The 23,433-nt window shown below is 32.2% G+C and carries 22 protein-coding genes; 5 read left to right on the top strand and 17 right to left on the bottom strand.

What is annotated here, in order from left to right:
• Positions 1-109 precede the first annotated feature (109 nt).
• The 15 genes from EO083_RS05725 to EO083_RS05655 all read right to left on the bottom strand — a co-directional run bounded on the left by EO083_RS05725 (position 110) and on the right by EO083_RS05655 (position 14,806).
• Complete coding sequence (locus EO083_RS05725; RefSeq protein ID WP_126993216.1) at positions 110-838, bottom strand: early set domain-containing protein; 729 nt, start codon at positions 836-838, stop codon at positions 110-112.
• Positions 839-930: 92 nt separating this feature from the next.
• On the bottom strand, positions 931-1,257 hold the full coding sequence (locus EO083_RS05720; RefSeq protein WP_126993215.1) for an NADH-quinone oxidoreductase subunit K: 327 nt from the start codon (positions 1,255-1,257) through the stop codon (positions 931-933).
• Positions 1,251-2,381, bottom strand: a complete 1,131-nt coding sequence (locus tag EO083_RS05715) for a proton-conducting transporter transmembrane domain-containing protein (RefSeq protein WP_241229983.1) — start codon at positions 2,379-2,381, stop codon at positions 1,251-1,253. Before EO083_RS05715 ends, EO083_RS05720 begins: the two co-directional genes overlap by 7 nt.
• 161 nt (positions 2,382-2,542) lie before the next feature.
• Positions 2,543-3,730 (bottom strand): 6-phosphofructokinase, encoded by a 1,188-nt coding sequence (locus tag EO083_RS05710; RefSeq protein ID WP_126993213.1) that lies wholly within the window; start codon positions 3,728-3,730, stop codon positions 2,543-2,545.
• Positions 3,731-3,804: 74 nt separating this feature from the next.
• A complete protein-coding gene (locus EO083_RS05705; RefSeq protein WP_126993212.1) occupies positions 3,805-4,956 on the bottom strand; it encodes an iron-containing alcohol dehydrogenase in 1,152 nt (383 codons plus the stop codon).
• Positions 4,957-4,960: 4 nt separating this feature from the next.
• Positions 4,961-5,416, bottom strand: coding sequence for a flavodoxin domain-containing protein (locus EO083_RS05700; RefSeq protein WP_126993211.1), 456 nt, complete (start codon positions 5,414-5,416; stop codon positions 4,961-4,963).
• Positions 5,417-5,418: 2 nt separating this feature from the next.
• Positions 5,419-6,318: a GTPase Era gene (gene era / locus EO083_RS05695; protein WP_126993210.1), complete on the bottom strand. Its 900-nt coding sequence runs from the start codon at positions 6,316-6,318 to the stop codon at positions 5,419-5,421.
• A 1-nt stretch (position 6,319) separates the two neighbouring features.
• Positions 6,320-8,668, bottom strand: a complete 2,349-nt coding sequence (pheT, locus tag EO083_RS05690) for a phenylalanine--tRNA ligase subunit beta (protein WP_126993209.1) — start codon at positions 8,666-8,668, stop codon at positions 6,320-6,322.
• Positions 8,669-8,687: 19 nt separating this feature from the next.
• Entirely contained in the window at positions 8,688-9,317 is a 630-nt protein-coding gene (locus EO083_RS05685) for a hypothetical protein (RefSeq protein ID WP_126993208.1), read from the bottom strand.
• A 4-nt stretch (positions 9,318-9,321) separates the two neighbouring features.
• Positions 9,322-9,741: a tetratricopeptide repeat protein gene (locus tag EO083_RS05680; protein ID WP_126993207.1), complete on the bottom strand. Its 420-nt coding sequence runs from the start codon at positions 9,739-9,741 to the stop codon at positions 9,322-9,324.
• Positions 9,713-11,212, bottom strand: coding sequence for a hypothetical protein (locus EO083_RS05675; protein ID WP_126993206.1), 1,500 nt, complete (start codon positions 11,210-11,212; stop codon positions 9,713-9,715). Before EO083_RS05675 ends, EO083_RS05680 begins: the two co-directional genes overlap by 29 nt.
• The gene (gene plsY / locus EO083_RS05670) at positions 11,209-11,814 is read right to left on the bottom strand and encodes a glycerol-3-phosphate 1-O-acyltransferase PlsY (RefSeq protein WP_126993205.1); all 606 of its coding nucleotides are present in this window, start codon (positions 11,812-11,814) and stop codon (positions 11,209-11,211) included. Before plsY ends, EO083_RS05675 begins: the two co-directional genes overlap by 4 nt.
• Position 11,815: 1 nt before the next feature.
• Positions 11,816-12,613 (bottom strand): hypothetical protein, encoded by a 798-nt coding sequence (locus tag EO083_RS05665; protein ID WP_126993204.1) that lies wholly within the window; start codon positions 12,611-12,613, stop codon positions 11,816-11,818.
• Positions 12,614-12,636: 23 nt separating this feature from the next.
• Positions 12,637-13,701: a non-hydrolyzing UDP-N-acetylglucosamine 2-epimerase gene (gene wecB, locus EO083_RS05660; protein WP_126993203.1), complete on the bottom strand. Its 1,065-nt coding sequence runs from the start codon at positions 13,699-13,701 to the stop codon at positions 12,637-12,639.
• A gap of 10 nt (positions 13,702-13,711) precedes the next feature.
• Positions 13,712-14,806 (bottom strand): MFS transporter, encoded by a 1,095-nt coding sequence (locus EO083_RS05655; protein ID WP_241229982.1) that lies wholly within the window; start codon positions 14,804-14,806, stop codon positions 13,712-13,714.
• Between the two features lie 193 nt (positions 14,807-14,999).
• Between EO083_RS05655 and EO083_RS05650 the strand changes: the two genes are divergently transcribed.
• The 3 genes from EO083_RS05650 to EO083_RS05640 are packed head-to-tail and all read left to right on the top strand — an operon-like array spanning position 15,000 to position 18,015.
• A complete protein-coding gene (locus EO083_RS05650) occupies positions 15,000-16,247 on the top strand; it encodes an ABC transporter substrate-binding protein (protein WP_126993201.1) in 1,248 nt (415 codons plus the stop codon).
• 41 nt (positions 16,248-16,288) lie between these two features.
• Positions 16,289-17,209: a carbohydrate ABC transporter permease gene (locus tag EO083_RS05645; RefSeq protein ID WP_126993200.1), complete on the top strand. Its 921-nt coding sequence runs from the start codon at positions 16,289-16,291 to the stop codon at positions 17,207-17,209.
• Positions 17,206-18,015 (top strand): carbohydrate ABC transporter permease, encoded by an 810-nt coding sequence (locus EO083_RS05640; protein ID WP_126993199.1) that lies wholly within the window; start codon positions 17,206-17,208, stop codon positions 18,013-18,015. The genes EO083_RS05645 and EO083_RS05640 overlap by 4 nt, the downstream gene beginning before the upstream one ends.
• Here EO083_RS05640 and EO083_RS05635 read toward each other — a convergent pair.
• Entirely contained in the window at positions 18,012-19,094 is a 1,083-nt protein-coding gene (locus EO083_RS05635) for an NAD(P)H-dependent flavin oxidoreductase (protein WP_126993198.1), read from the bottom strand. The two genes, EO083_RS05640 and EO083_RS05635, sit on opposite strands and share 4 nt — an antisense overlap.
• 139 nt (positions 19,095-19,233) lie before the next feature.
• Here EO083_RS05635 and EO083_RS05630 point away from each other — a divergent pair, with 139 nt between their 5' ends.
• Complete coding sequence (locus EO083_RS05630; RefSeq protein ID WP_126993197.1) at positions 19,234-20,814, top strand: sensor domain-containing diguanylate cyclase; 1,581 nt, start codon at positions 19,234-19,236, stop codon at positions 20,812-20,814.
• Positions 20,815-20,838: 24 nt separating this feature from the next.
• Here EO083_RS05630 and mnmG read toward each other — a convergent pair whose 3' ends face one another.
• On the bottom strand, positions 20,839-22,713 hold the full coding sequence (gene mnmG / locus EO083_RS05625; protein WP_126993196.1) for a tRNA uridine-5-carboxymethylaminomethyl(34) synthesis enzyme MnmG: 1,875 nt from the start codon (positions 22,711-22,713) through the stop codon (positions 20,839-20,841).
• A gap of 118 nt (positions 22,714-22,831) precedes the next feature.
• Between mnmG and EO083_RS05620 the strand changes: the two genes are divergently transcribed.
• Complete coding sequence (locus tag EO083_RS05620) at positions 22,832-23,401, top strand: sulfurtransferase TusA family protein (protein ID WP_126993195.1); 570 nt, start codon at positions 22,832-22,834, stop codon at positions 23,399-23,401.
• The last annotated feature ends 32 nt before the right edge of the window (positions 23,402-23,433 follow it).

Genomic DNA, 23,433 nt, shown 5'->3' with positions numbered 1-23,433 from the left:
TATAATGCAAAACTTTTTGTTTCAAATCATTGCGTTTTTTAGTTTTAATTACATATTCAAGTAGTTCGTGCCATACTCCTATTTACATTTCACTGTAAAAAATAAATAATTATTTATCCTTTAACCCAACCATTAACTTTCCATCTTCTTTGAAAACTTCAAAATATCCATTTTCTCCACCAAATCCATCATCTACAAATGCAGGTGCGTTTTTATCAACAACCCATTCACTACCATTTACAACAAATTTGTATTGGTATTGTCCCTCGTCAAGTTCAAGTACAGCTTCCCATAATCCATCATCAACTTCGTAGCATTCAATATCTTGTGCATCCCAGTTGTTAAAACTTCCTGCGATTGTTACATAATCTGCCTGTCCATCATATTTAAATCTTATTACAACATATCCTTCTTCATCAACAAACATCAATTCTGGATCAAAGTCTTCATTGATTCTAAGTTTTGGTTTTTCGACCTTTTCTTCTAAAACAACAAGTGTTCCATCCCTGTCAACCAAAGTAAATATACCATTTTTACCTCCAAAACCATCATCTACATATCCTGGAGCTTCACTATCTTCTTTCCAATTTTTTCCTTCAATAACGTACTTGTATTGGTAAGTACCTGGTTCAAGTTCAAGAGAAACTTTCCAAACGCCATCCACCTTTTCCATAGCAAGTGTATTAGGAGACCAATTGTTAAAAGTTCCTGCCAAATACACCACTTTTGCATCTAACGCTTCGTTAAATGTAAAAACAACTTTTCCGTCTTCAACAAAGACTTTAGAAAACGAAATAAGAGAAAGTACAAGAATTAAAATAATCAAAAATTTCTTCATAAGTATCCTCCTTCCTTTTTGGAAATATTTCCAAAGAAAATTATACAAAATTTATCAAAAATAAAAAAGAAAAGATTGTGAAAAGTTCCAAATTAATCTTTCTCGATTTTAACAATGTCCGTTTTTCTCTTTTTCTCAACAACAAGCATGCTAATCATTAAAAGAAGTGAAAGAGTGGCAAAACCAATAACAATGGAGGTAATAATAACTGCTTGTGGGAATGGATCGGCATAACTTTTAACGCTTTCGGTCTTTATAGGATAATATTCACCAGCTTTTGAAGCAATTACCACAAACAAATACACAACTCCTGTATTTAAAACATCCAACGCTATAACTTTGGAAATTATATGCCTTTTAGACAATAACCCGTATATAGAAAGTAGGATAATAACAAACGGTGGAACAAAATCTACCATATAACCCCTCCAAAGAGTGAAAAGATAGAAACAGAAAATGTCATCAAAGTCAATATAGTTTCAGTGGTAAACGATAAATCAAAATTTATGTTTAACAAAAACCCAATCAGCATTCCCAAAATTACAACAAACAACTTTAAGTTAAAATATGGGAAAATTAAAATAAGTGATGCTAAAAACAAATAAACAAACTTTTTTTCAAATCTAAAATCAACTTTTACTTTTAAAATCTTGCCTGCATAAATGGAAGATAAAAATGAAATTAAATACGAAAGTATCCCATAAACCATCTTGCTTTTTACATAACCACCTAGTGTTAGGGAAAAACCTGAAAGAGATAGCAAACAAATAAGCATAGTTAAAAATAAAAGAATATTAACTTCTCTTTTTATTCTCAAATCTCGCTTTTGATATCTTGTTGTTAAAAACAGTATTGCTTTAGAAATCCCATGAGAAAAGACATAAAGAGGTGCAAAAATTGGGTTTAAAAGCATTAATCCAATTTGAGACATTGAACTATAGGCAAGGACCTTCTTTAAATCTGAAGATATAATTGAAAAAAACACTCCAAAAAGAAATGTTATTATCCCAACAATAAAAAACTCATCTTCACTGGATATTCTAAGTAGTGGAAAAAGTGCAGATTGAGTATATATACTTGAAAGCATAGCAGAAACCTCAGACTCAACATTGGAATGAACCTCAGGAAGCCACATTCCAAACAAAAAAATACCAGATTTTGAAAAAAGAGCCGCCTTTATCAAAAAACCAGACAAACCATTAACATCTAGTATATCAAAAGTGCCATTAACATAATAATACATACCAACTCCAATAAGATAAAAACTCATTGCAAGAGAGCTTGCAAATATGTATTTTAATGCAGTAAGTTTATGCTCAAACTTTTCAGATGACAGTATCAAAAGAGTTATTAACAAAGTTATTGTTTCAAGCAAAACATAAATATTAAATAAATCGTGAGAAATAAAAAGTAAATTCAAAATAGGGTGCAAAAGAGAAAAGAAAAAAAATGTATTTTCATTTGCATATTTAACTATTTGAAAAGAAACCAAAATAGTAACTACAATATTGGTTAAAATAAAATAAAAAGAGGAAGAATCCATAACTAGACGGACTCCTCCATATCCATTTAAAACAATATCAAACCTTTGAAATAAAAGATATATAGAAGAAAGTGGAATTATAAATAACGTATATCTTGTTTTTTTAATAAGGTAAAGTGTAAATACAAATAATATCTGAAAAATTGAAAATACAACAAAGGCTATTGTTGCTCTACCTCCTCAATTATCAAATAATCAGGAAGACCATTTTTAAATGGTGGGAAAAATTCTCCTTCAATTAACGGTTTTGCATACTCTATAAATTTATCAGTCACTTCAAATTCGTTATGAAAATCTTCTGGGAGATACTTTGTCTGTTCTGCAACCTTATTCAGTTCTACAGTTTTAAATTCAACCTTGTATGGATCATTACTTATTCTTTTAATAGTTACCATTACTCCTGAGACACCAGAAAGTGCTAACCTTACTGCTTCTCTTCCTACACCTTCTGCTTCTTCGACATCCGTTTTACTTGCTATATGCCTTCCACTTCTTTGAAGATAATCGGGAATTGCAACGTGAGTCTTCAAGGAAAGTTCTGATCTTACCATACCTGCTATTGTAAACCCTACACCACCAAGCTGTCTATTCCCAAAACTATCCGTATATCCCATATCAGCAACAAAAAATCCATCTTCGTACTTTATACCCTCAGAAACCGCTATTGAACAATAGCCTTTTCTTCTGATTGTTTCATCTACCCTATCAAGAAATCTTTCTTTATTAAAAACAACTTCCGGGAAAAGGATAATATCTGGTCCTATGCCGTTTAACCAGCCAAGTCCAGCTGCAGCCGCAAGCCAACCGGCATGCCTTCCCATTATTTCCATTACAAAAACGCGTGTGGAATCAGCATACATACTTCTCAAGTCAAGAGTAGCCTCCATCATTGCAGTTGCTATATACTTTGCAGCTGAACCATATCCTGGACAATGGTCAGTATAAGGCAAATCATTGTCAATAGTTTTTGGAACACCTATAACTTTGAGCGGAAAGTTTCTTTTTTGAGCTTCGTTATGCAACCTCCATGCTGTATCCATAGAATCATTTCCACCGTTGTAAAAGAAATACTCTATTTCATACTTTTCGAAAATTTCAAATAATTTATTGATATCCTCCTGATTTTTGAGTTTCCTCCTACAAGAACCAAAAGCTGCTGAAGGCGTATATCTAAGGCCTTCTATATCAATGTCATTTATTCTTAAAAGATTTTCTCTTAAAACTCCAGAAATTCCATGAATACCAACATATACCTCAAGTCCAGCTTTTTTTGCTTCATCCAAAACCCCATATGCCGATGCGTTTATAACACTGGTTACTCCACCTGATTGTGCGTATAAAACCTTCATTTAATAAATACCCCCTTTTAAAGTTATTATACCACACAATAGAATAAATAAAGGTTCCAGCGCTTGCTGGAACCTTAATATGCTATTTCTAATATCTTTTTAATATCATCTCTTTCAAGCTTTTTTAGTTTACCCATAGGAGTCATTTTTGAGGCAATTTCGGTTAATTTTTCAATATCTTCTTCCTTAAAGCCAAGTTCCTTTAATGTTGTTGGAGCTCCTATTTTTTTATACCATTGACTTAGTGCATTAATTGCTTCTTCGGGTTTGCAATTTTTCAATCCAAAGATATTTTCACCAAATTGAACAAATCTTTCTGGTGCTTGATTATATACATATTTCATCCATGCAGGAAAGACAACAGCAAGTCCTGCACCATGAGCTACATCAGGATTTAGTGCACTAAGAGCATGTTCTATAGCGTGAGATGACCAATCTCCACCTTTATGTCCAAGGCCAGATACTCCATTTAAAGCAAGGGTAGTAGAAAGGGCAAAATTAGCTCTGGCATCGTAATTTTTGGGATCATCAAGTAAAACTTCAGTAGTCTGTATTATAGTCTTTATTATACCTTCATCAATTCTATCTGTTAAAGAAACTTCTTCACCATCAAAGTAATATTCCATAACATGTGATATAGCATCAACGGCGCCATTTACAAGTTGATTTTGCGGCAATGTATATTGCACTTCCGGGTCAACTACAGAGACTTTAGGATAAACGTGAATTGAACTAAAAGAAAATTTCTCAAGCGTTTCTTCGTTTGTTACAACAGAATTACCATTCATTTCAGTTCCAGTTGCAGAAAGAGTTAATATTGTATACAAAGGCATAGCTTCTTTCACCTTTGCTTTTCCAGAATAAAAGTCCCAAACATCTCCTTGGTATTTTACACCTGCTGCAACCGCTTTTGCACTATCTATTACACTACCACCACCAACCGCAAGTATTGCATCTACATTCTCATTTTTTGCAACAGAAATTGCTTCCTTTACCTTAGACAATACTGGATTAGGTCTTACTCCCCAAACTTCCACTTTTTCAATACCATTTTCCACAAGTGATCTTACTACCTTTTCATATACTCCATTCTTTTTAATAGAACCCCCACCTGCAAGAAGAAGAACCTTTTTAACGTTATCCTTTTTTAAATATTCTCCTATCTTTTCGACGGTATTTTTTCCAAAGACAAGTTTTGTTGGGGTATAAAACACAAAATTTTGCATATCCTTACACCTCCCCTTCAAGTTTTTCAATTAAACTATTCACCCATTTAAAAACTTCTTTTTTCTCTTCTAAATTTACTTTTCTTATCCATCCTTTAAACACGGCACTTTTAAACATTAGATTTTCTACTTTGCTTTCAAGAGCTTTTAGATATTGCTTTTCAATATATGCTTTACCTGCTTTTCCAAAAATTTGGGCCATGCATACTATGAACAAAGCTACATTTTTTATACTCAATTCATCCGAATATTTTTGTAGAAAATTAGTTATGCTCTTTAAAGGTTTTTCATAGTAAATAGGTGATCCAACAACAAACAGATCATATGAAAAATCACCATTGAATTCATTAACCTTAAAGACATCTACAACTGCACCATTTTTTTCAAAAGCTTCTTTTATCCACTTAGCAAAAAGCTCTGTCGATCTTCTTTTAGTATCATATATTATACATACCCTCATATTTAATCCTTTAAATCATCCCTCATTCCGATTTCATTTAATATAATAAAGTCCTTATTACGCCAATCTTTTTTCACCTTTACATGTAAATCAAGAAAAACTTTACCACCAACAAGATATTCTATTTCTTTTCTTGCCTCCTGACCAATTGTTTTTATCATATTTCCTTTATGACCAATAATTATTCCCTTCTGACTATTTCTATCAACGTATATATTTGCGCGTATGTACAATACCCCATTATCTCTTTCTTTTATTTCTTCTATTATGACAGCAACAGAATGTGGAACCTCTTCATATGTATGATGAAAAATCTTTTCCCTTATTATCTCAGATGCCATAAAAGATAGAGGTCTATCAGTTATCATATCTTCAGGATAGTACTGAGGTCCCTCTTCAAGGTTTTCAACAATTAGATCTAAAAGTTCTTTTATTCCTTCTCCCCTTACAGCAGAGGTCTTTACTATGTTCACACAATTTTCAAGACTATTCTTCATTTCATTATAAATTTGTTCGACCTTTTTAGCATCTACAAGATCAATTTTATTTATTACACCTATAGTTTTTGTCTTTGATTGGTTTACATAATCAAAGACAAACCTTTCTGGTTTTCCAACTCCTTCTTTTGCATCCACAACGGTCAAGATTAAATCAACACCTTTTAGTGCACTTACTGCTGCCTTAACCATGTATTCTCCAAGCCTGTACAATGGCTTATGTATTCCAGGTGTATCTACAAATATTATTTGAAAATCATCAGTAGTATGTATAACATTTATTCTATTCCTTGTGGTTTGTGGTTTATCTGAAACAATTAAAATTTTTTTACCGACTATCGCATTAACAATAGAAGATTTTCCTACATTTGGCTTTCCAGCAAGTGCGACAAATCCGGATTTCATATCAGACCTCCTCAAATCTCAATTTCAATGGATATTTGTATATCAAATCTTTCTTAATCTTTTCCCAGATCTTATTTACCTCATCCTCACTTAATGTTTTATCTTCTGCTCTAAACACACAATAAACCGTCACACTCTTGTATCCTTCTTCTATTCCTTTTCCAGCATAAACATCAGATATACCAGCTTCTTCAACGTATTTATACTTATAAAGACTTTCAATTACCTTTCCCATCAAAAAGTCATTTGGAACAAGAAGTGAAACATCACGTCTTACAGATGGAAATTGTGAACTTTCCCTGTATTCTGGAACCTCCACGTAATTTTCATACAAAGGTTGGGTCAGTATTTCTAGTGCGTAAACTTCATCTTTTACATCGTAAAATTTATCCATCATCTCATCATCGAGCATTCCCATAACACCTATTTCTTGACCATTTAAAAGAATCTTTGCACACCTTGTAGGAACAAATCCCTCAACTTCTGCTGGCTCAAATTCAAATTTTAGGTTAAACTCTTCGGCTAAATTTTCAACATAACCTTTAAAGGTATAAAAATCGATCATTCTTTGATCTGTATAATCTCTTTTATTAATCCTTCCCGTTGCAACAAACGCTAATTTCTCAACATCCTTAGGTTGGCCGTATTCTTCAATAAATACCTTCCCAACTTCAAATAGCTTTACATCTCTATTTTGTCTTTTGTAATTATACGAAAGAGAATCAAGAAGCCCATACAGTAATGATGGTCTCATAACAGCCATCTCTTCATTAATTGGATTTGAAATCCTCACACTAAAACCGGTAAAGTTCCATTTGTCTACTATATCATTAGATACAAAAGACAAACTCATTGCCTCTAAAAAGCCTTCCGCTTTTAAAGCATCTTTTAATTTATATCTTAGCTTTTGATTTTTACTTCTTGAATTGCTATTTATCAATATCCTAAAAGGTTCACTTTCTATCTTTTCCATCCCGTATATTCTTGAAATTTCTTCTACAAGATCTATAGGTCTTGTAACATCAAAATACCTATACGTTGGAACAAATACTTTATTACCTTCTACCTCAAAACCTAATCTACCTAGAATCTTTCTTTGTACATCTTCTTCAATATTTTCTCCAACAACCTTGTTTGTAAAATTAAAATCAAAATCGATCTCAGTTCTATCAATTTTTCTTGGATAAAGATCTAGAATGTCAGTAGGTGTTCCACCGGAAAGCTCTAAAATGAGCTCTGTAAGCCTATTTATAACATACATCGCATCGTTTGGATCTACACCTCTTTCAAATCTATAAGAAGAATCTGTTATAATTCCATGTGCTTTTGATGTTTTTCTTATCCTAACAGGATCAAACATAGCAACTTCAAGGAGAATATCTTTTGTATCATCCTTTACTCCTGATTCTTCTCCGCCCATTACTCCACCAAGTGCTAGTATCTTTTCACCGTCAGTAATCAATACTTCTCCACCCAAAAGCTTGTATTTGTTTTCATCCAAAAGTAGTACCTCTTCTCCACCTTTTGCATCTTTTACAACTATCTTTGGAACGTTTTTCAAGTCAAACGCATGCACTGGATGTCCAGTTTCAAGCATTACATAATTTGTGATATCAACAATATTGTTTATTGGCCTTAATCCAGCTGCAATCAGTCTTTTTTTAAGCCACATAGGGCTTTCTTTTACTGTAACATTCCTTATAACCCTTGCAGTATACCTATAGCAACCATCACTTTCAATTCTTATCTCAACTGGAAATTTTTCTTTCCCTTCTATATTCTTAATTTTCAAATTCAAATCAACATCATAAATTGCGGAAACTTCCCTTGCAATACCTATAACGCTGAGACAATCAGGTCTATTTGGTGTAATTTCTATATCAAGTACTTTGTCTTTTAATCCAAAGTATTCAACTACATCCGTTCCTGGTTGTACTTCTTCTTTAAACTTATACACTCCACTTGATTTTTCTTCAAGACCTAACTCTTGAAGAGAACACATCATACCTTCAGACAATATTCCACGCATCTTTCTTGGAACAATCTTTAAATCAAAAAGTCTAGCACCTTCAAGTGCTACCGGTACTGTATCTCCCTTGGAAACACTGAGGTCTCCGGTTAAAATCGTCTTTGTTTGATCACCAACATCAACCTTACATACAATTAATTTATCTGCATTAGGATGTTTTTCAACATCTATTACCTTTCCAACAACTATTTTTCCTTCAACATCGAAAGGATTAATTACTTCTTCTACATTTGTCCCCGTTAAACTAAGCTTTTCAGCAATCTCCTCTGCACTCTTTTCAATATTTACAAAATCTTTTAGCCAATTAATTGAAAGTCTCAAAACAATTCACCTCCAAAAACTATTCTTTTTTCTTTTTAAAATTAATCACAAATCCTGAAATTACAAGAATTAGAAAAATAACTATCGCTACAGAAGAAAAGAACGGTTCATCTACCTTTGAAAAATCACCTTTTAAAATAAAGCCGATTATAACTGCAGAAATAGTGCCAGCTCCTACAAGAATAGACAAAATACCTATTACCTCTGCACTCTTTTTATAAGTTACAATTCCACCTAATATTCCAAGTACAACTGCAACACCTGCGTATAAATACAATGGGTCAAACGATAAAGTAATTCCAAAATAACCGATTATAAAGTTTGCTATATAATAACCAAGGGCACCAACTATTAAAAATCCAAAGATAAATGTTATAGACTTATATATTGCATACAAAACCGCAGCAGTAATAACACCAAAAACAACCATTGAAATTTGATAATACGTTGGATTCGAAAGCCATTCCTTAATTTGCGGAACTCTTTCAACTATTGCTGGAAATAACATGTTAATACCAATTATAAACCCAAATATTGCAACAGATAATTTTTCAACAAATTTTGCAGCAAAGAGAAGAAAAACACCAGCAATCAATGAATAATACCAATAATCATATAAAGGTCGAAGGTAGTGCTCTAATTCAGCCATGGTTTCACCCCTCAATATATTTTAAAACTTCCTGCCGAACTTTTTCATCTTTCATTCGCTCTTGTGCCTTTCTATTATTTCCAGTTGCAAGATAACATAGTGCTAGTTGCACATTAAGCTCAAAATCCCTAAATCCCAACTTTTCAGCCTTTTCAAAGTTAAATATTGCAAGAGAATAATTATCTATCTCCATGAACGCACAACCCATGTTAAAATAACACTCTGCAAAATCTGGTTTTATCTGTAACGCTTGCTTGTAGTACTCTATTGCCTTTGCAATTAAACCTCTTCTTCTATATATATTTCCAAGGTTATTATACGCTTCAGGCACATTTTCCTTTATAAGTTCTCTGTAAATTTTTTCGGCTTCATCAAATTTTCCCTGCTTTGACAATTCAATCGCCTTTATTAGCTTCTCCTCCATTTACAACTTCCTCCGTATACACAAATATATCAGTAAATTTTTCATCTGCAACTTCAAATTTCACAGATACCTTTACAAGCGGTAAAGGAAATATTTTTGCATAGTTGTATGTGATCTTCCATTTAAATTTCCCTCTCTTTTCAAACTCAATTGGAGCTCCTCCCGTAAATTTCCACCTATCATTTTTTACAATTACTTTTCCAAGAAATCTATCAGTTAAAAGGCTATTTGAAATATCTGATGTTGGATATATTGTGTCTTGTTCTCCTTCAATTTGTGCAAATTCTCTGACATCTTCCTCATATATATTTAAAAAATCTTTAGCAAGGTATATATCGTCACCAAAATAATCCTCAAGGCATACATGTGCAGTTAATGTGGCATCACTTGTTTCAAAACTTTCTACTTTAACAAAAATAGGAAGATCATCTTTTAATAAATACCAATTTATCGTATCACTCTTCCAATCAATCACAAAAAGGTGTGGATAAGAATATTCAATAAACATCGGAGTTGAATTAATTTTAAATTCATTACCACCTGCAATTATCTTATTTCCGTCAAAATATATTAATTGGCCTGCAGGAGTTACTTCAAAACTCCAAATTTTATCTTTTAACTTTATTCTATTCTTTAGCTCAAGTGTATAAAGATTATACACTAATATCTGATTTGAAAATGCATCTAATATATATAAATTTTCATAATTAATATCACAATCTAGTGCAATTGTTGGAAGCGGAAGATTTTTTTCAATCACACCATCAGAAAAGATATAAATCTTTGAAGCATCGACAACAACTAATCTATTAGCTCTGTCAACTCCGGCAATTATAGGACTTTTTAAACCTGTGTAGATTGGTTCCTGATTTTCTAGGGTATATATAGAATCTTCCGATGAAATATACACTTTCCCAAAAGAATCTACAGCTATACTCCTTGGATTATATGGAAGTTTAATTATATTCGACATTTTAAAATCGTCTAAAACTATAAGTCTTTTATTTTTTTTGTCGATCACATAAACCTTTTCACCGTATACTGCAAGGCCTACAGGGGAATAAAAATACTCTGTAAGACCTTCTTTCCCAGAAACGCTATTTACAAATTTTAGTTTATAATCTTTCACCTCGAAATTTTCAGGGGAGTTAAAAACCTCTATTTTTTTATACAGCTCCATTATTTCTGGAATATTAGTAATAGTTAAAAGTGTTTTCAAATTCTCACGTGCTGCATCAACTTGATCGTTGTAAATATCTATCTTTGCTTTAACATACCAAAACCAAGGTATTTCCCTTGCAGAAATACTTCCAGTCATTGCATCATCCATTTTTAAACTTGCCTCTGCATATTTTCCTTCACTCCAAAGCTTTATAGCCTCACTTAAAAAAGCCCTGCTTTGCTCTTCAGTTAAAATAGAAAATGATATAACGGAAATTAACAAAAATATCAGAGGAAGAAATTTTTTCAATTTTTTTTCCCCTTTCCAAAAAAGTATTTAACAACATCCGTCTTTCTTTCATTTCCATTTAAAAGCCTTTTTATATTTTCCCTATGCCTGAGCATTGAAAAGAGGGAAAGTGCAAGAAAAATCACCCAATAATCTTTTCCAATAAAAAATGTAAAGATTGATGCTCCTAAAAGACCTACTATAGAACCAAGGGAAACATACTTTGTAAAAATTACTATTAAAAGCCAAATGAGAAAAAATACCAACCCACTCCATGGATTTATTGCAAGAAAAACACCAAAGGTTGTAGCAACACCCTTTCCACCCTTAAACTTTAAATATATAGGAAAACAATGTCCAAAAACTGCAAAACTTCCAGAAAGTAGCATTGCATTAATTCCAAGGCTACTTACAAAAACAACAGCCAAATATCCCTTTAAAATATCAAGAAAAAAGGCAAGTGCCCCGTAAAATGCACCTGCACTTCTTAAAACATTTGTTCCGCCAACATTTCCACTTCCAACTTTTCTTATATCAATTCCTTTAAGCTTTCCAATTAAAAAGCTAAAAGGGATCGCACCCAAAAAATAACCAATTAATATCGCATAAATATGATGTTCCACGTTATTCCCCCTTCAAAATAAATGCATAAATATATTCTTTGTTTCTCACATATAAAAGTCTGTACTTTCCATCTTCAAGATTTGCATTTTTTACAATCCTTAAAGCTTCAATATTGCTTTTTACAATTATTTTTTTGTTTCTCACCTCAAATACAACAACTTTTCCGCTCTTTCTAGCAAGCTCAAACTTTTCCTTGTAGCGTGCAATGTCATCTACCTTTTCAATTTTTATAACTCTTTCTTTTTTAACATCGTATACAACAAAGTATAATTGCATACTTTGTTGCTGTTTTTTACTAACACTTTCGATCAAATCAGGGTCATAAAACACAAGAACGTGATACTCAAAAAATCCCTTTTTCACAGGAACTTTCCATTTTGCAATAACCTTTGAGCTTACAACAAAATTATTAACAACCACATTCACATCTTGTTCATATCCAAAAGCTGATCTTACTCCAAAAATTTTTTCATTTAAAGAGCTATCAGATGTTATCTTAGTACCCAAAAAGGCTGCAAGTTCTTCTCTTGCCTTATTTGCAGCCTGCTGCCAAGCTTTATTTTCATCTCTTTGAGGTAATGTCACACTACCTTCAAAAACGAAAAGATTACCTTCTTCATATAACTTTTTGATCCTCTCTGCTACAGCAAGATCTTTCTCAACAATTATAGAATTTTTCGGGATTTCTCTTACTACAACCCCGGAAAATTCTATAACACTTGTTTTTGGAAAAACTAAGAATAAAAGGCCTGCTATTAAAATTGCAGAAACTCCAATTAAAACATACATCCTCTCCATACCTTCTCACCACCCGTAAATGATTATATCACAGCAGATAGTATTTTTTCCGATGCCTTTCCATCACCAAATGGATTATCAAACTTCAATTCTTTATCAAGGCCTTCAATTAAACTTTTATAGACAGAATCTTCTTCAGTGCCCGCAAGAACTCCATATCCACTTTCTATTAGTTCCGGCCTTTCCGTCGTATTTCTGCAGACAACCACAAATTTTCCAAAACTTGGAGCTTCTTCCTGGATACCACCGCTATCAGAAGCTACTATTTTTGCCCCTGAAAGTAAACTTAAAAATTCAACATAGCCTACTGGATCTAATAATTTTGCATTTTTAAAATTTTCCAGCTCTTCATTAACTACTTTCCTAACCTTTGGATTTAAATGAACCGGAAACACTATTGGCATATTTTTCTCAACTGAAAACTTTTTTATCCCCTTTAATATTTTTCTCATCTTTTCTCCCCAATTTTCTCTTCTATGAAGCGTTACAAGAACATAGTCTTTAACATCAATCAAACTTTTTCTAATTTTTTCAAGATCAAACTTGTTCTTTACATAGTACAGTGCATCAACAACGGTATTACCTGTTATTTTTATTCTTTCATCATCGTATCCTTCCCTTTTCAAATTTTCATATGCATTTTTTGTAGGAGCAAACATTAGGTCTGATACTTGATCAATAACTCTTCTATTCATCTCTTCAGGAAATGGATCTTTCAAATTGTTACTTCTCAGGCCTGCCTCTATATGTCCAACCTTTACTCCTCTGTTAAATGATGCAATGGCACTTGTCATTGCAGTTGTAGTATCTCCCTGAACAAAAAGCCAGTCAAATTTTTCTCTCTCAAAAATTTCATCAATTCTAGAAAATATACGAGAAGAAATCAAATTAAGTGTTTGATTTTCAATCATTATGTTTAAATCATAATCTGGCTTGATGGAAAATACATTAAGCATCATATCCATCATCTGTCTATGCTGTGCGGTTGCAATTAATTTTACATCAAGCCCCATCTCTTTCGCCTTTAAATAAACTGGTGCAACCTTAATAACCTCTGGCCTCGTTCCACAAACTATTGCAAGTTTCATTCTTCACTCCTTAATCTCGTAGATTTTTTTGAAGTAAAAATACAACTGCCAAACCAATTATTGGTACCACAAACATTGCTCTTATACTAAATTTTGAAATGTATCCCATAATGGAAATGAAAAGAAGTGACCCTATACCGGTTGCCGAATAAGTAATACCATTTAAAAAGCCAACTTCACTCTTATCCAATTTTATATTAGCATTTCTTTGTATCAATGGAAAAATTGCCCCCATTGATAGACCAAAAAGATAAAACAAAAAGGGCATTTTTAAGACAATTAATAAAGATAGAAAGATAAAAGATAAAGAAGTAATTGTCAAGACATAAAATCTGTAATTAACGAGCTTTAGCTGAAAATCCATTAAAAAACGTGAAAAAGTAAACACTCCCCAAAAAATACTCAAAAATAATGCAGCTTGTTGCTTTGTAAAGCCAAATTCTAAAAACAAATTAGGTGCCCACGTAATGGTACTTATTTCACTAGCCGAATAAAAGAACAAAGAAAGTACGGTTATATAAAAGAGTGGTTTTAAGTATGGTTTAGATTTTGAAAAAGAATTTTCATTAATCTTTATATCAGGAAATTTCATATTTATATTCCAGACAAGGAGGAAAACTCCAAAAGAAAGATAAACTAAATAAAGATACTTATATGATATACTGCTTTTAAAAAAGAATGAAACAAACATCGGTGATAATATTCCTCCAAGTCCAAAAAAACCATGAAATACTCCAAATTTTGGATCTTCAAAGTGACTAAGAAAAGTTGTAGAAGATGTAAAAACAATAGAAAGTCCTGCTCCCATTAAAAAAACTCCAATTAATATAAAATTCAAGCTTTCAAAGAAAGAAAGTATTAATAAGGAAAATAACAAAAATGTATAACCAATGAAATAAGTCCTTTTTAAACCTAATTTATTAATAAAAAATGAAATAATAAACGAAAATATTGTAGTACCAGCTGTATTAACTACTGGTATGAAAGAAGAAAACGCAACAGTTGCATTTAATTTTTCCTGAAAAATAGGCATAAGCGGTGCTATTGAATTTGCAAGAAGTGCTCCAAGAAAAATATTTAAAACGATAAAAAGCAACTTATTCACCTCTCTTAAAGAGATTTTAGCATATTTTTATCCAATATAAAATAAGAAAAATTATACTTTATTTTCTCTTGTTTATTATTTTTATTTTAAAAATTCAGTCCGTTTCTTATTTTTTCTCTGAAAATCTACTCAAAAATATTTTCATACAAATATGTTAAAATAAGTTTAACCAAAAAACGGGGAGGTGAAAGTGATGAAAAAGATTCTTATAATAACCATTGCAATAATCTTATCACTTAGTATCTTTGCTACAGAAAACGCTTTAGAAATATTTAGTTGGTGGACAGGTGGCGGTGAAGAAGAAGGTTTACTTGCATTATTTAATCTCTTTAACAAATATTATCCAGATATTCATATTATCAATGCAGCAGTTGCTGGTGGAGCCGGTACTAATGCAAAAGCAGTATTGAAAACCAGGATGCTAGGAGGAAATCCTCCAGATTCCTTCCAAGTTCACGCTGGTATGGAACTTACAGATACTTATGTAATTCCAGGACTCATGGAACCAATTACTTGGATTTTGAAAGAGATAGGAGCATACAACAAGTTCCCAAAAGACCTTATAGAAATCGTTAGCTACAAGGGTGAAGTTTATTCCGTTCCCGTGAATGTTCATAGAGCAAATGTTGTTTTCTACAACAAAAAAATTGCAAAAGAAATTGGAATGACAAAAGAACCAACAACATGGCCCGAATTTTTGACATATCTTGATAAGGCTAAAAAAATGGGATACGTTGGTATAGCACTTGGTGATAAAAACAAATGGACATCACTTCATCTTTTTGAAAGTATAATGCTCGCAGAACTTGGACCAGAAAAATACAACAAATTGTGGAAAGGTGAAGCATCATTTAATGATCCTGCTATAAAACAAGCTCTTTCAATTTTAAAAGACATTCTTGCATATGTAAATTCAGACCATTCCGCTCTAACTTGGCAAGATGCAACAAGAATGGTTTTTGAAGGAAAAGCATTCTGTAACATGATGGGCGACTGGGCAGAAGGATATTTAAAGACACTTGGATGGAAACCTGGAGTTGACTTTGGATGGTTTGCACTTCCAGGTACTCAAGATGCATTCATGCTCGTTTCAGACACCTTCGGATTGCCAAAAAATGCTCCTCATAGAGAAAATGCTATAAAGTGGTTAAAATTCCTTGCAACTGTTGAGGCTCAAGATACCTTTAATCCAATTAAAGGATCAATACCTGCAAGAATTGATGCAGATAAGTCAAAATACGATGTATATCTAAAATGGTCAATGAATGACTTTTCTACAAAAGCAATCTGTCCTTCCATAATACATGGTTCAGCTGCTCCAGAATCATTTGCCACAGCTCTCATGGATGCAATAAATATATTTGTCACAGAGCAAAATGTAAATCAAACATTCAAAGAAATACTCTGGATTGCAGAAGATAATGGATATCTAACGGATTAAAACAAACGGGGCATCTTGCCCCGTTATTTTGAGGTGAGAGTGTGAGAAAAAAGAACCTTCTTATTGGACTCTTAGTTATTACACCTTCCATAATTGCGATTGCCATATTTGTTTATGGATTTATAGGCTGGACTGTTAGAACTTCCTTTTCAAATTGGAATAGTTTTTCTACGCTTTTAAGGGGACAATACAAATTCGTTGGTCTAAGAAACTATATTAGGCTTTTTCAAGACAGCAGATTTCAAACGGATCTTTGGAACACCTTCTTTTTTACTCTATTTTTCTTACTTGGAACAATTGCACTTGGTATAATCATGGCAATTCTTGTAGATAAAGGCTTAAAAGGTTCCAGATTTTTCCAAAACCTCTTTCTATTTCCAATGGCAATTTCTTTTGTGGTAACTGGAACTGTATGGAGCTGGATTTTTGCACCAGGTAATATACCTCAAAATCCACAAGGGTTAAACCTTCTACTTTCAAAACTTGGACTTGAAAAACTTATGTGGGGTTGGTACACAAGTACACATTCAATTGGAAAATTCAACGTTGCATTGATACCAGTAATTATAGCTGCTATCTGGCAACTTTCAGGTTATACAATGGCAATGTATCTTGCAGGACTAAGAGGTATTTCTGAAGATATTATAGAAGCTGCAAGAGTTGACGGAGCATCAGAATGGAAAATTTTTTGGAAGATTAAAATGCCACTTTTAACACCAATTACCTTGAGTGCAATGATTATTCTTGGACATATCTCTTTGAAGATTTTCGATTTGGTATTTTCAATGACAGGTAGCGGACCAAACTTTGTTACTGATGTTCCAGCTATCTACATGTTTGAATTAACCTTTAGAAGCAATAGATACGCAATGGGCTCAGCAATTGCTATAATTATGTTATGTTTTGTTGCAGTAGTTATTATTCCATATCTTGCAACAAACTTGAGAGGTGAAAGAAGATGAAAAAGTTCTTTTCGTATTTTTTTCTAATAATAATAGCAATATATATTATTACCCCTCTTTATGTACTGCTTGCAACAAGTTTTAAACCTTTAAGCGAAATTGGAATCTCTGATATGTGGAAATTGCCAAAAAGCTGGTCTTTAAGCGGGCTTATAAAAGCTTTTAACAAACTTTCTCCAAACCTTAAAAATAGTTTTTATTTAACAATCCCTGCTACAATTATTTCTGCCCTTCTTGGTTCATTAAACGGCTATGTATTTTCAAAAGTAAAATTTAAAGGTGTGAATATAATCTTTGCAATTATCCTTTTTGGAATGTTTATTCCATACCAAAGTGTATTGTTTCCATTGATTCGTTTTCTTCAAAGAGTTAATCTTTATGGAACAATAACTGGATTAATAATAGTCCATGTAGTCTACGGTATACCTATAACTTCTTTGATTTTTAGAAATTACTACAGTGAAGTTCCAAACGAACTTATAGAAGCAGCATATATGGATGGCGCAGGTTTTTTTAAAACCTACTCAAAAGTATTATTTCCTATCTCTATACCTGCTTTTGTTGTAGTTATAATATGGCAGTTTACAAACATATGGAATGAATTTTTATTTGCAGTAACTGTTACAAGCAATCCTGCAAAGCAGCCTATAACCGTAGCATTAGTAAACCTGGCAGGAAGCCAGGTTGTAGAATGGAACGTACAAATGGCTGGTGCACTTATCACTGCCCTTCCAACACTTGTTGTTTACATTTTACTTGGAAAATTCTTTATAAGAGGACTTCTCTCTGGATCTGTAAAAGGTTAAAAAGAAAGTTGTGCATCTGAAAATTCTTTTTTTATCCTGTTTATTAACTCCTTTACAGATATAATTTCTTTTACTTTGTATGCATTTTCGCCAGCAAAAGCAAAACCTTCTTTTAAAAAACCAAGTTTTGCATTGGTAAGTGCTTTTGCAATACAATACGGAACTTTTCTAAAATCGCAGGTTTTTAAGCATTTCCAAGAGCATTTTATTGGCCTTTTTTCACCTTTTTCTACACTTTCTATAAATTCATTCTTTATAGCTCTCCCAGGAAGTCCCACTGGACTATCTATTATTGTAATATCCTCTTTCTTGCAATTTACATACATCTTTTTAAATTCTTCTGAGGCATCACATTCCTTTGTTGCAACAAATCTTGTTGCCATTTGAACACCATCTGCTCCCAATTTTAAAAATTTATATATATCCCCTCCACTGTAAATTCCTCCTGCAGCAATTACTGGTATTTTTTTGCCGTATTCTTTTTCATATACATTAACTTGTTTTATAACCTCTTTTAATATCTTCTCTAGTGAGTATTCAGGATCAAATATCTGCTCTTTTTTAAATCCAAGATGTCCTCCAGCCTTTGGACCTTCAACAACAATTGCATCTGGCAATATATCATAATGTTTCTTCCAGTATTTTATAATTAAACTTGCAGCTCTTTTTGAAGACACAATAGGTACTATTTTTACACCAGATTCTTTTATTTCCTTTGCGGGTATATCCAATGCAAGACCTGCACCCATAAAAATAATGTCTATGTGTTCTTCAATTGAAGCCTTTATCAATTCAGAAAAATCTGACAATGCAACCATTATATTAACACCTATTATTCCATCTGAAAGCTTTCTAGCTTTTCTTATTTCCCTTCTAAGCGCTCTAATATTAGCTTGTCTGTAATTTGTATCAAAATCATCTTCAAACATTCCTATACCAGCAGCTCCAATAACCCCTATCCCACCTTCGTTTGCAACTGCACTTGCAAGACTTGAAAGAGAAATTCCAACACTCATACCACCTTGGATTATTGGAAGTCTTGATATTAAATTCCCAATTTTTAAAACCGGTAATTTCATTTAGATCCCCCCACAAAATTTAATTTTTTAAACACAAAAATTATATCATTCTAACTTTTTTAAATCAAGTTAATTTTTACAAAAAAATTGCATTCATGATATAATATAAACAAATTAAGGATTGAGAGAGTGAAAGATTATGAGGAGTCTAAAAGGCCAATTTTTTTATATATTATTATTCCTTATTTTATTTTCCGCATTATCCTTTGGTTTAATTTTGACATACACACTATACAAAAGTGAAATAAAACAAGCAAAAGAATTAATCTACCAAAAAAACAAAGCCGTTTCATTCTTTGTAGAAAGCTATTTTAAAAAATTTTACATTACGCTAGACTTTCTCAGCACATTAGATAATGTTATAAACGCTCAGAAATTAAAAGAAAAAGAAAAAGAAAATATTATAAATTTCTACAAAAAAATTCAAAAAATCGATCCCGATATAAATTATTTGTATTCAGCCTATGAAAATGGATCCATTTTGATATATAACTATACCCCGCCAGAAGGGTTTAATCCAAAGGTTAGGCCCTGGTACAAAGCCGCTATTGAATCTTACCCAAAAATTTCAAATGGGATTCCATACAAAGAAATAAAAACCAAAGAGTGGTTAGTTTCAATGGGGAAGGCTTTATATGATAAAAATGGTAATTTAACAGGAGTTGTAGCTATAGATACATCAGTTAATAAAATAAATGAACTTATAAATAAAAAAGACAATAATTTTGATTCTTTATATAGCTATATTCTCAACAAAAATCAAGAAGTAATATTTCATCCAAATAAAGAATATATCTCAAAAGCTGTTAAAGAATTGGTAAATAAAAACTTCGATTTTTCAAGTAATGAGGGGTACTTTGAATATAAGTTAAATAAATATGATAAGATAGCGTATTATACTAATCTAGATTTTTTAGGTTGGACTGTTGTTACTGTAGTAAACAAAGAAGAAATAATATTAAAAATCATTCATGGATTATTTTTTCCAATATCGATAGTAGTATTTATATCAATTTCTATAGGGATATGGCTCACTTTTTCTTTATATGGAAAAATAATTTCGCCAATTACAAAACTTAAAGAAAGGATCCAAAAAATTGCAAATGGGCATTTAATAAACAATGATTTTAGATACCCAGACAATGAAATCGGAATCATTGCGCATGAAGTTGAAAAATTCACAGAAAAAGAACTTTATAGAAAAAACATCGAATTGTTAGAATTAAACAAAAAATTAAAATATTTATCTGAAAGAGATCAACTAACTGATCTTTACAACAGGCATAAAATGAACAAGGAAATAAGAAAACATTATTATAACTACAAAAGATATGGTAGACCTTTTTCACTTTTAATGGTAGATATTGACAAATTCAAAAAAATAAACGATACATACGGACATATGGTTGGTGATGAGGTACTCAAAAAATTGGCAAAAATACTAGTTAAAAATGTTAGAAAATCAGATATAGTATCAAGATGGGGCGGTGAAGAATTTTTAATCCTACTTTCTGAAACAAACTTAGAGCAAGCAATAGAAGTAGCTGAAAAAATTAGAAAAATTATCGAAACTGAGATCTTCCCAAAAGATATTAAAATCACAGTTAGCATCGGTGTAGATTCTGTAGAAAACTATGAACATATAAAAGATTTACTCATTGTGGTTGATGAAAAATTATACAAAGCCAAAGAAAATGGAAGAAATAGAGTAGAATATTAAAATAAGAACCTCCAAATCGGAGGTTCATTTTTCAATATAGCTTATTATATTTGCAATATCAGAAGGTGTAACTCCAGGTATTCTCATTGCTTGACCAATAGATCTAGGTAAAATTTTTTTTAGCTTTTCCCTTGCTTCAGTTGAAAGATTTGGCACTTTATCAAAATTTATTTTAGAAATATCAACCGACTCATATTCCTCAAAAACTTTAACATCTTCAAGCATCTTTTCAATATATCCTTCATACTTTATCAATATCTCTATCTGTTCTAAAAGTTCTCTATCTTCAATAGGTTCATTATCAAACTCTTTTACATGTCCATACTCAATTTCAGGCCTTTTTAATAGATTATACAACTTTGTTCCTTCTTTTAGAGGAGTTGATCCTAATTCTACAAGTCTATCATTTACAATATCTGATGCTGGAACTTTGACATTCTTAAGCCTTTCTATTTGATATTGGATCTGTTTTTCAAGATTAATTACCTTTTCATAGAACCACTTTGGAATCAAACCTACTCTATAGCCATACTTTGCAAGCCTTAAATGTGCATTATCATGACGCAGTAAAAGCCTATATTCGGCACGAGAGGTTAAAAGTCTGTACGGCTCATCAACACCCTTTGTAGTTAGATCATCTATAAGTATTCCAATATAGCTTTCGGATCTTTTTAAAATCAATGGCTCTTCTCCTAAAATTTTCATTGCTGCATTAATTCCAGCGATTAAACCTTGACCTGCCGCTTCTTCATAACCACTTGTTCCATTAATCTGGCCTGCAAAATATAGACCTTCCACTATCTTTGATTCAAGTGTCTGATATAACTGTGTTGGGTCAATGTAATCATATTCGATTGCGTATGCAGGCCTTACAATAACTACATTTTCAAGACCAGGTACAGTCCTAAGCATTTTTACCTGCGCTGCATATGGAAGACTGGTAGATAAGCCATTTAAATAAAATTCTTGAGAGTCTCTTCCTTCTGGCTCAACAAAAACTTGATGCGAATCCCTGTTAAACTTTACGACCTTATCCTCAATCGAAGGGCAATACCTTGGCCCAACACTTTGAATTAATTTAACATCTCCATACAGCGGCGAATAAACAAGATAATCCCTTATTATCTTATGAGTTTGCTGATTTGTATGGGTAAGCCAACATGGATGATCCTTTGGTAAAACCTTAGGTTCACTAAAATATGAAAAAGCCCTAGGCTCATCATCTGTATCCTGGCGAATCATTTTTGAAAAATCAATACTACTTTTTAAAACTCTTGCTGGAGTGCCAGTTTTAAATCTTGAAAGCTTAAAACCAAGTTCTAACAAAGATTTACTCAAACCTTTTGCAGGAAGATCTCCCATTCTTCCTGCTTCCATAGTATCTCTACCAATAAATATTTTCCCGCGTAAAAATGTTCCTGTAGTAAGTATTACTGCCTTAGCGTAATAATCTATACCAAAAGAATCCACAACGCCTTTTATTTTTCCACTTTCTACCAATACCTTTTCTACAACTCCATATCTGAGTATTAATTCTTTTTGAGTTTGAAGCTTATTTTTCATAAGTTTTGAGTACTCAAACTTATCAATTTGAGCCCTTAAGGCCCTTACAGCAGGTCCTTTACCAGTATTTAACATCCTAACATTTATCATAGTTTCATCTGTTGTTTTTGCCATTTCTCCACCAAGAGCATCTATCTCACGCACAACAATACCCTTTGCAGGGCCTCCTATTGCAGGATTACATGGGGCCCATCCTACGTTATCAAGATTGGTAGTTAATAAAAGCGTTCTAAGCCCAAGCCTTGCAGTGGAAAGAGCGGCTTCAATTCCAGCATGGCCTGCACCAACAACAATCACATCAAAGTACTTATCATCATCAGGTCTTTCAAAAAACAAGGAAATACCTCCTTTAACTTTTTTCAGTATATTTTATTTAAGTATACCACACTATTTTTTCGTATGTCTATATATTTTGTATATATATGATAAAATAATTAAGTAAGGAGGGATTGGTTTGAAAAATAAATTAACTCTTCAAAATCTCTTTAAAATATTCTCAAGTCAGACTAAACTTGAAATACTAATGACCATTTTTGACAACAATCTAACAGCATCTGAAATAGCAAATAGATTAAATAAAGATATCTCAACCATATATAGACACCTTGTGCAATTAAAAAATATAGGAATTTTAAAATCAAAGAGAGTTAAGGGCATTGAGTACTTTGATTTTTCTTCAACCAAAGTATTTCAATTAATTGAAAATGCTATCGAGTTTTTAAACGAAATTAATGGTGAGCATGTTATTGATTGTTCCAACTTAAAAGAATGCTTTTTTGCAAAAAACCCTAACAATTTAAATCCAGATTATGTTCTAGATGTAAGAGGAGAAATATGTCCTGTCCCAGATGTTAAAACCAGAAAAATGCTTGAAACATTAGAAGAAGGAAAAATATTACTAGTAATTGTGGATTATCCATTATCTGCAGAAAGAATACCTATTTCCGTCTCAAAGATGGGGGCAAAAGTGCTTGCAAAAATTTCAGAAAAAGCAGGTGAAGTAAAAATCTTCATACAAAAATAAAGGCGCCCTTCTTAAAAAAGAGCGCCTTTATT

It is taken from the genome of Thermosipho globiformans, from assembly GCF_003990895.1.
GTDB classification, from domain to species: Bacteria; Thermotogota; Thermotogae; order Thermotogales; family Fervidobacteriaceae; genus Thermosipho; species Thermosipho japonicus.
The sequence above is the reverse complement of the archived record's forward strand: the minus strand, read 5'-3'. Positions and strand labels throughout refer to the sequence as shown.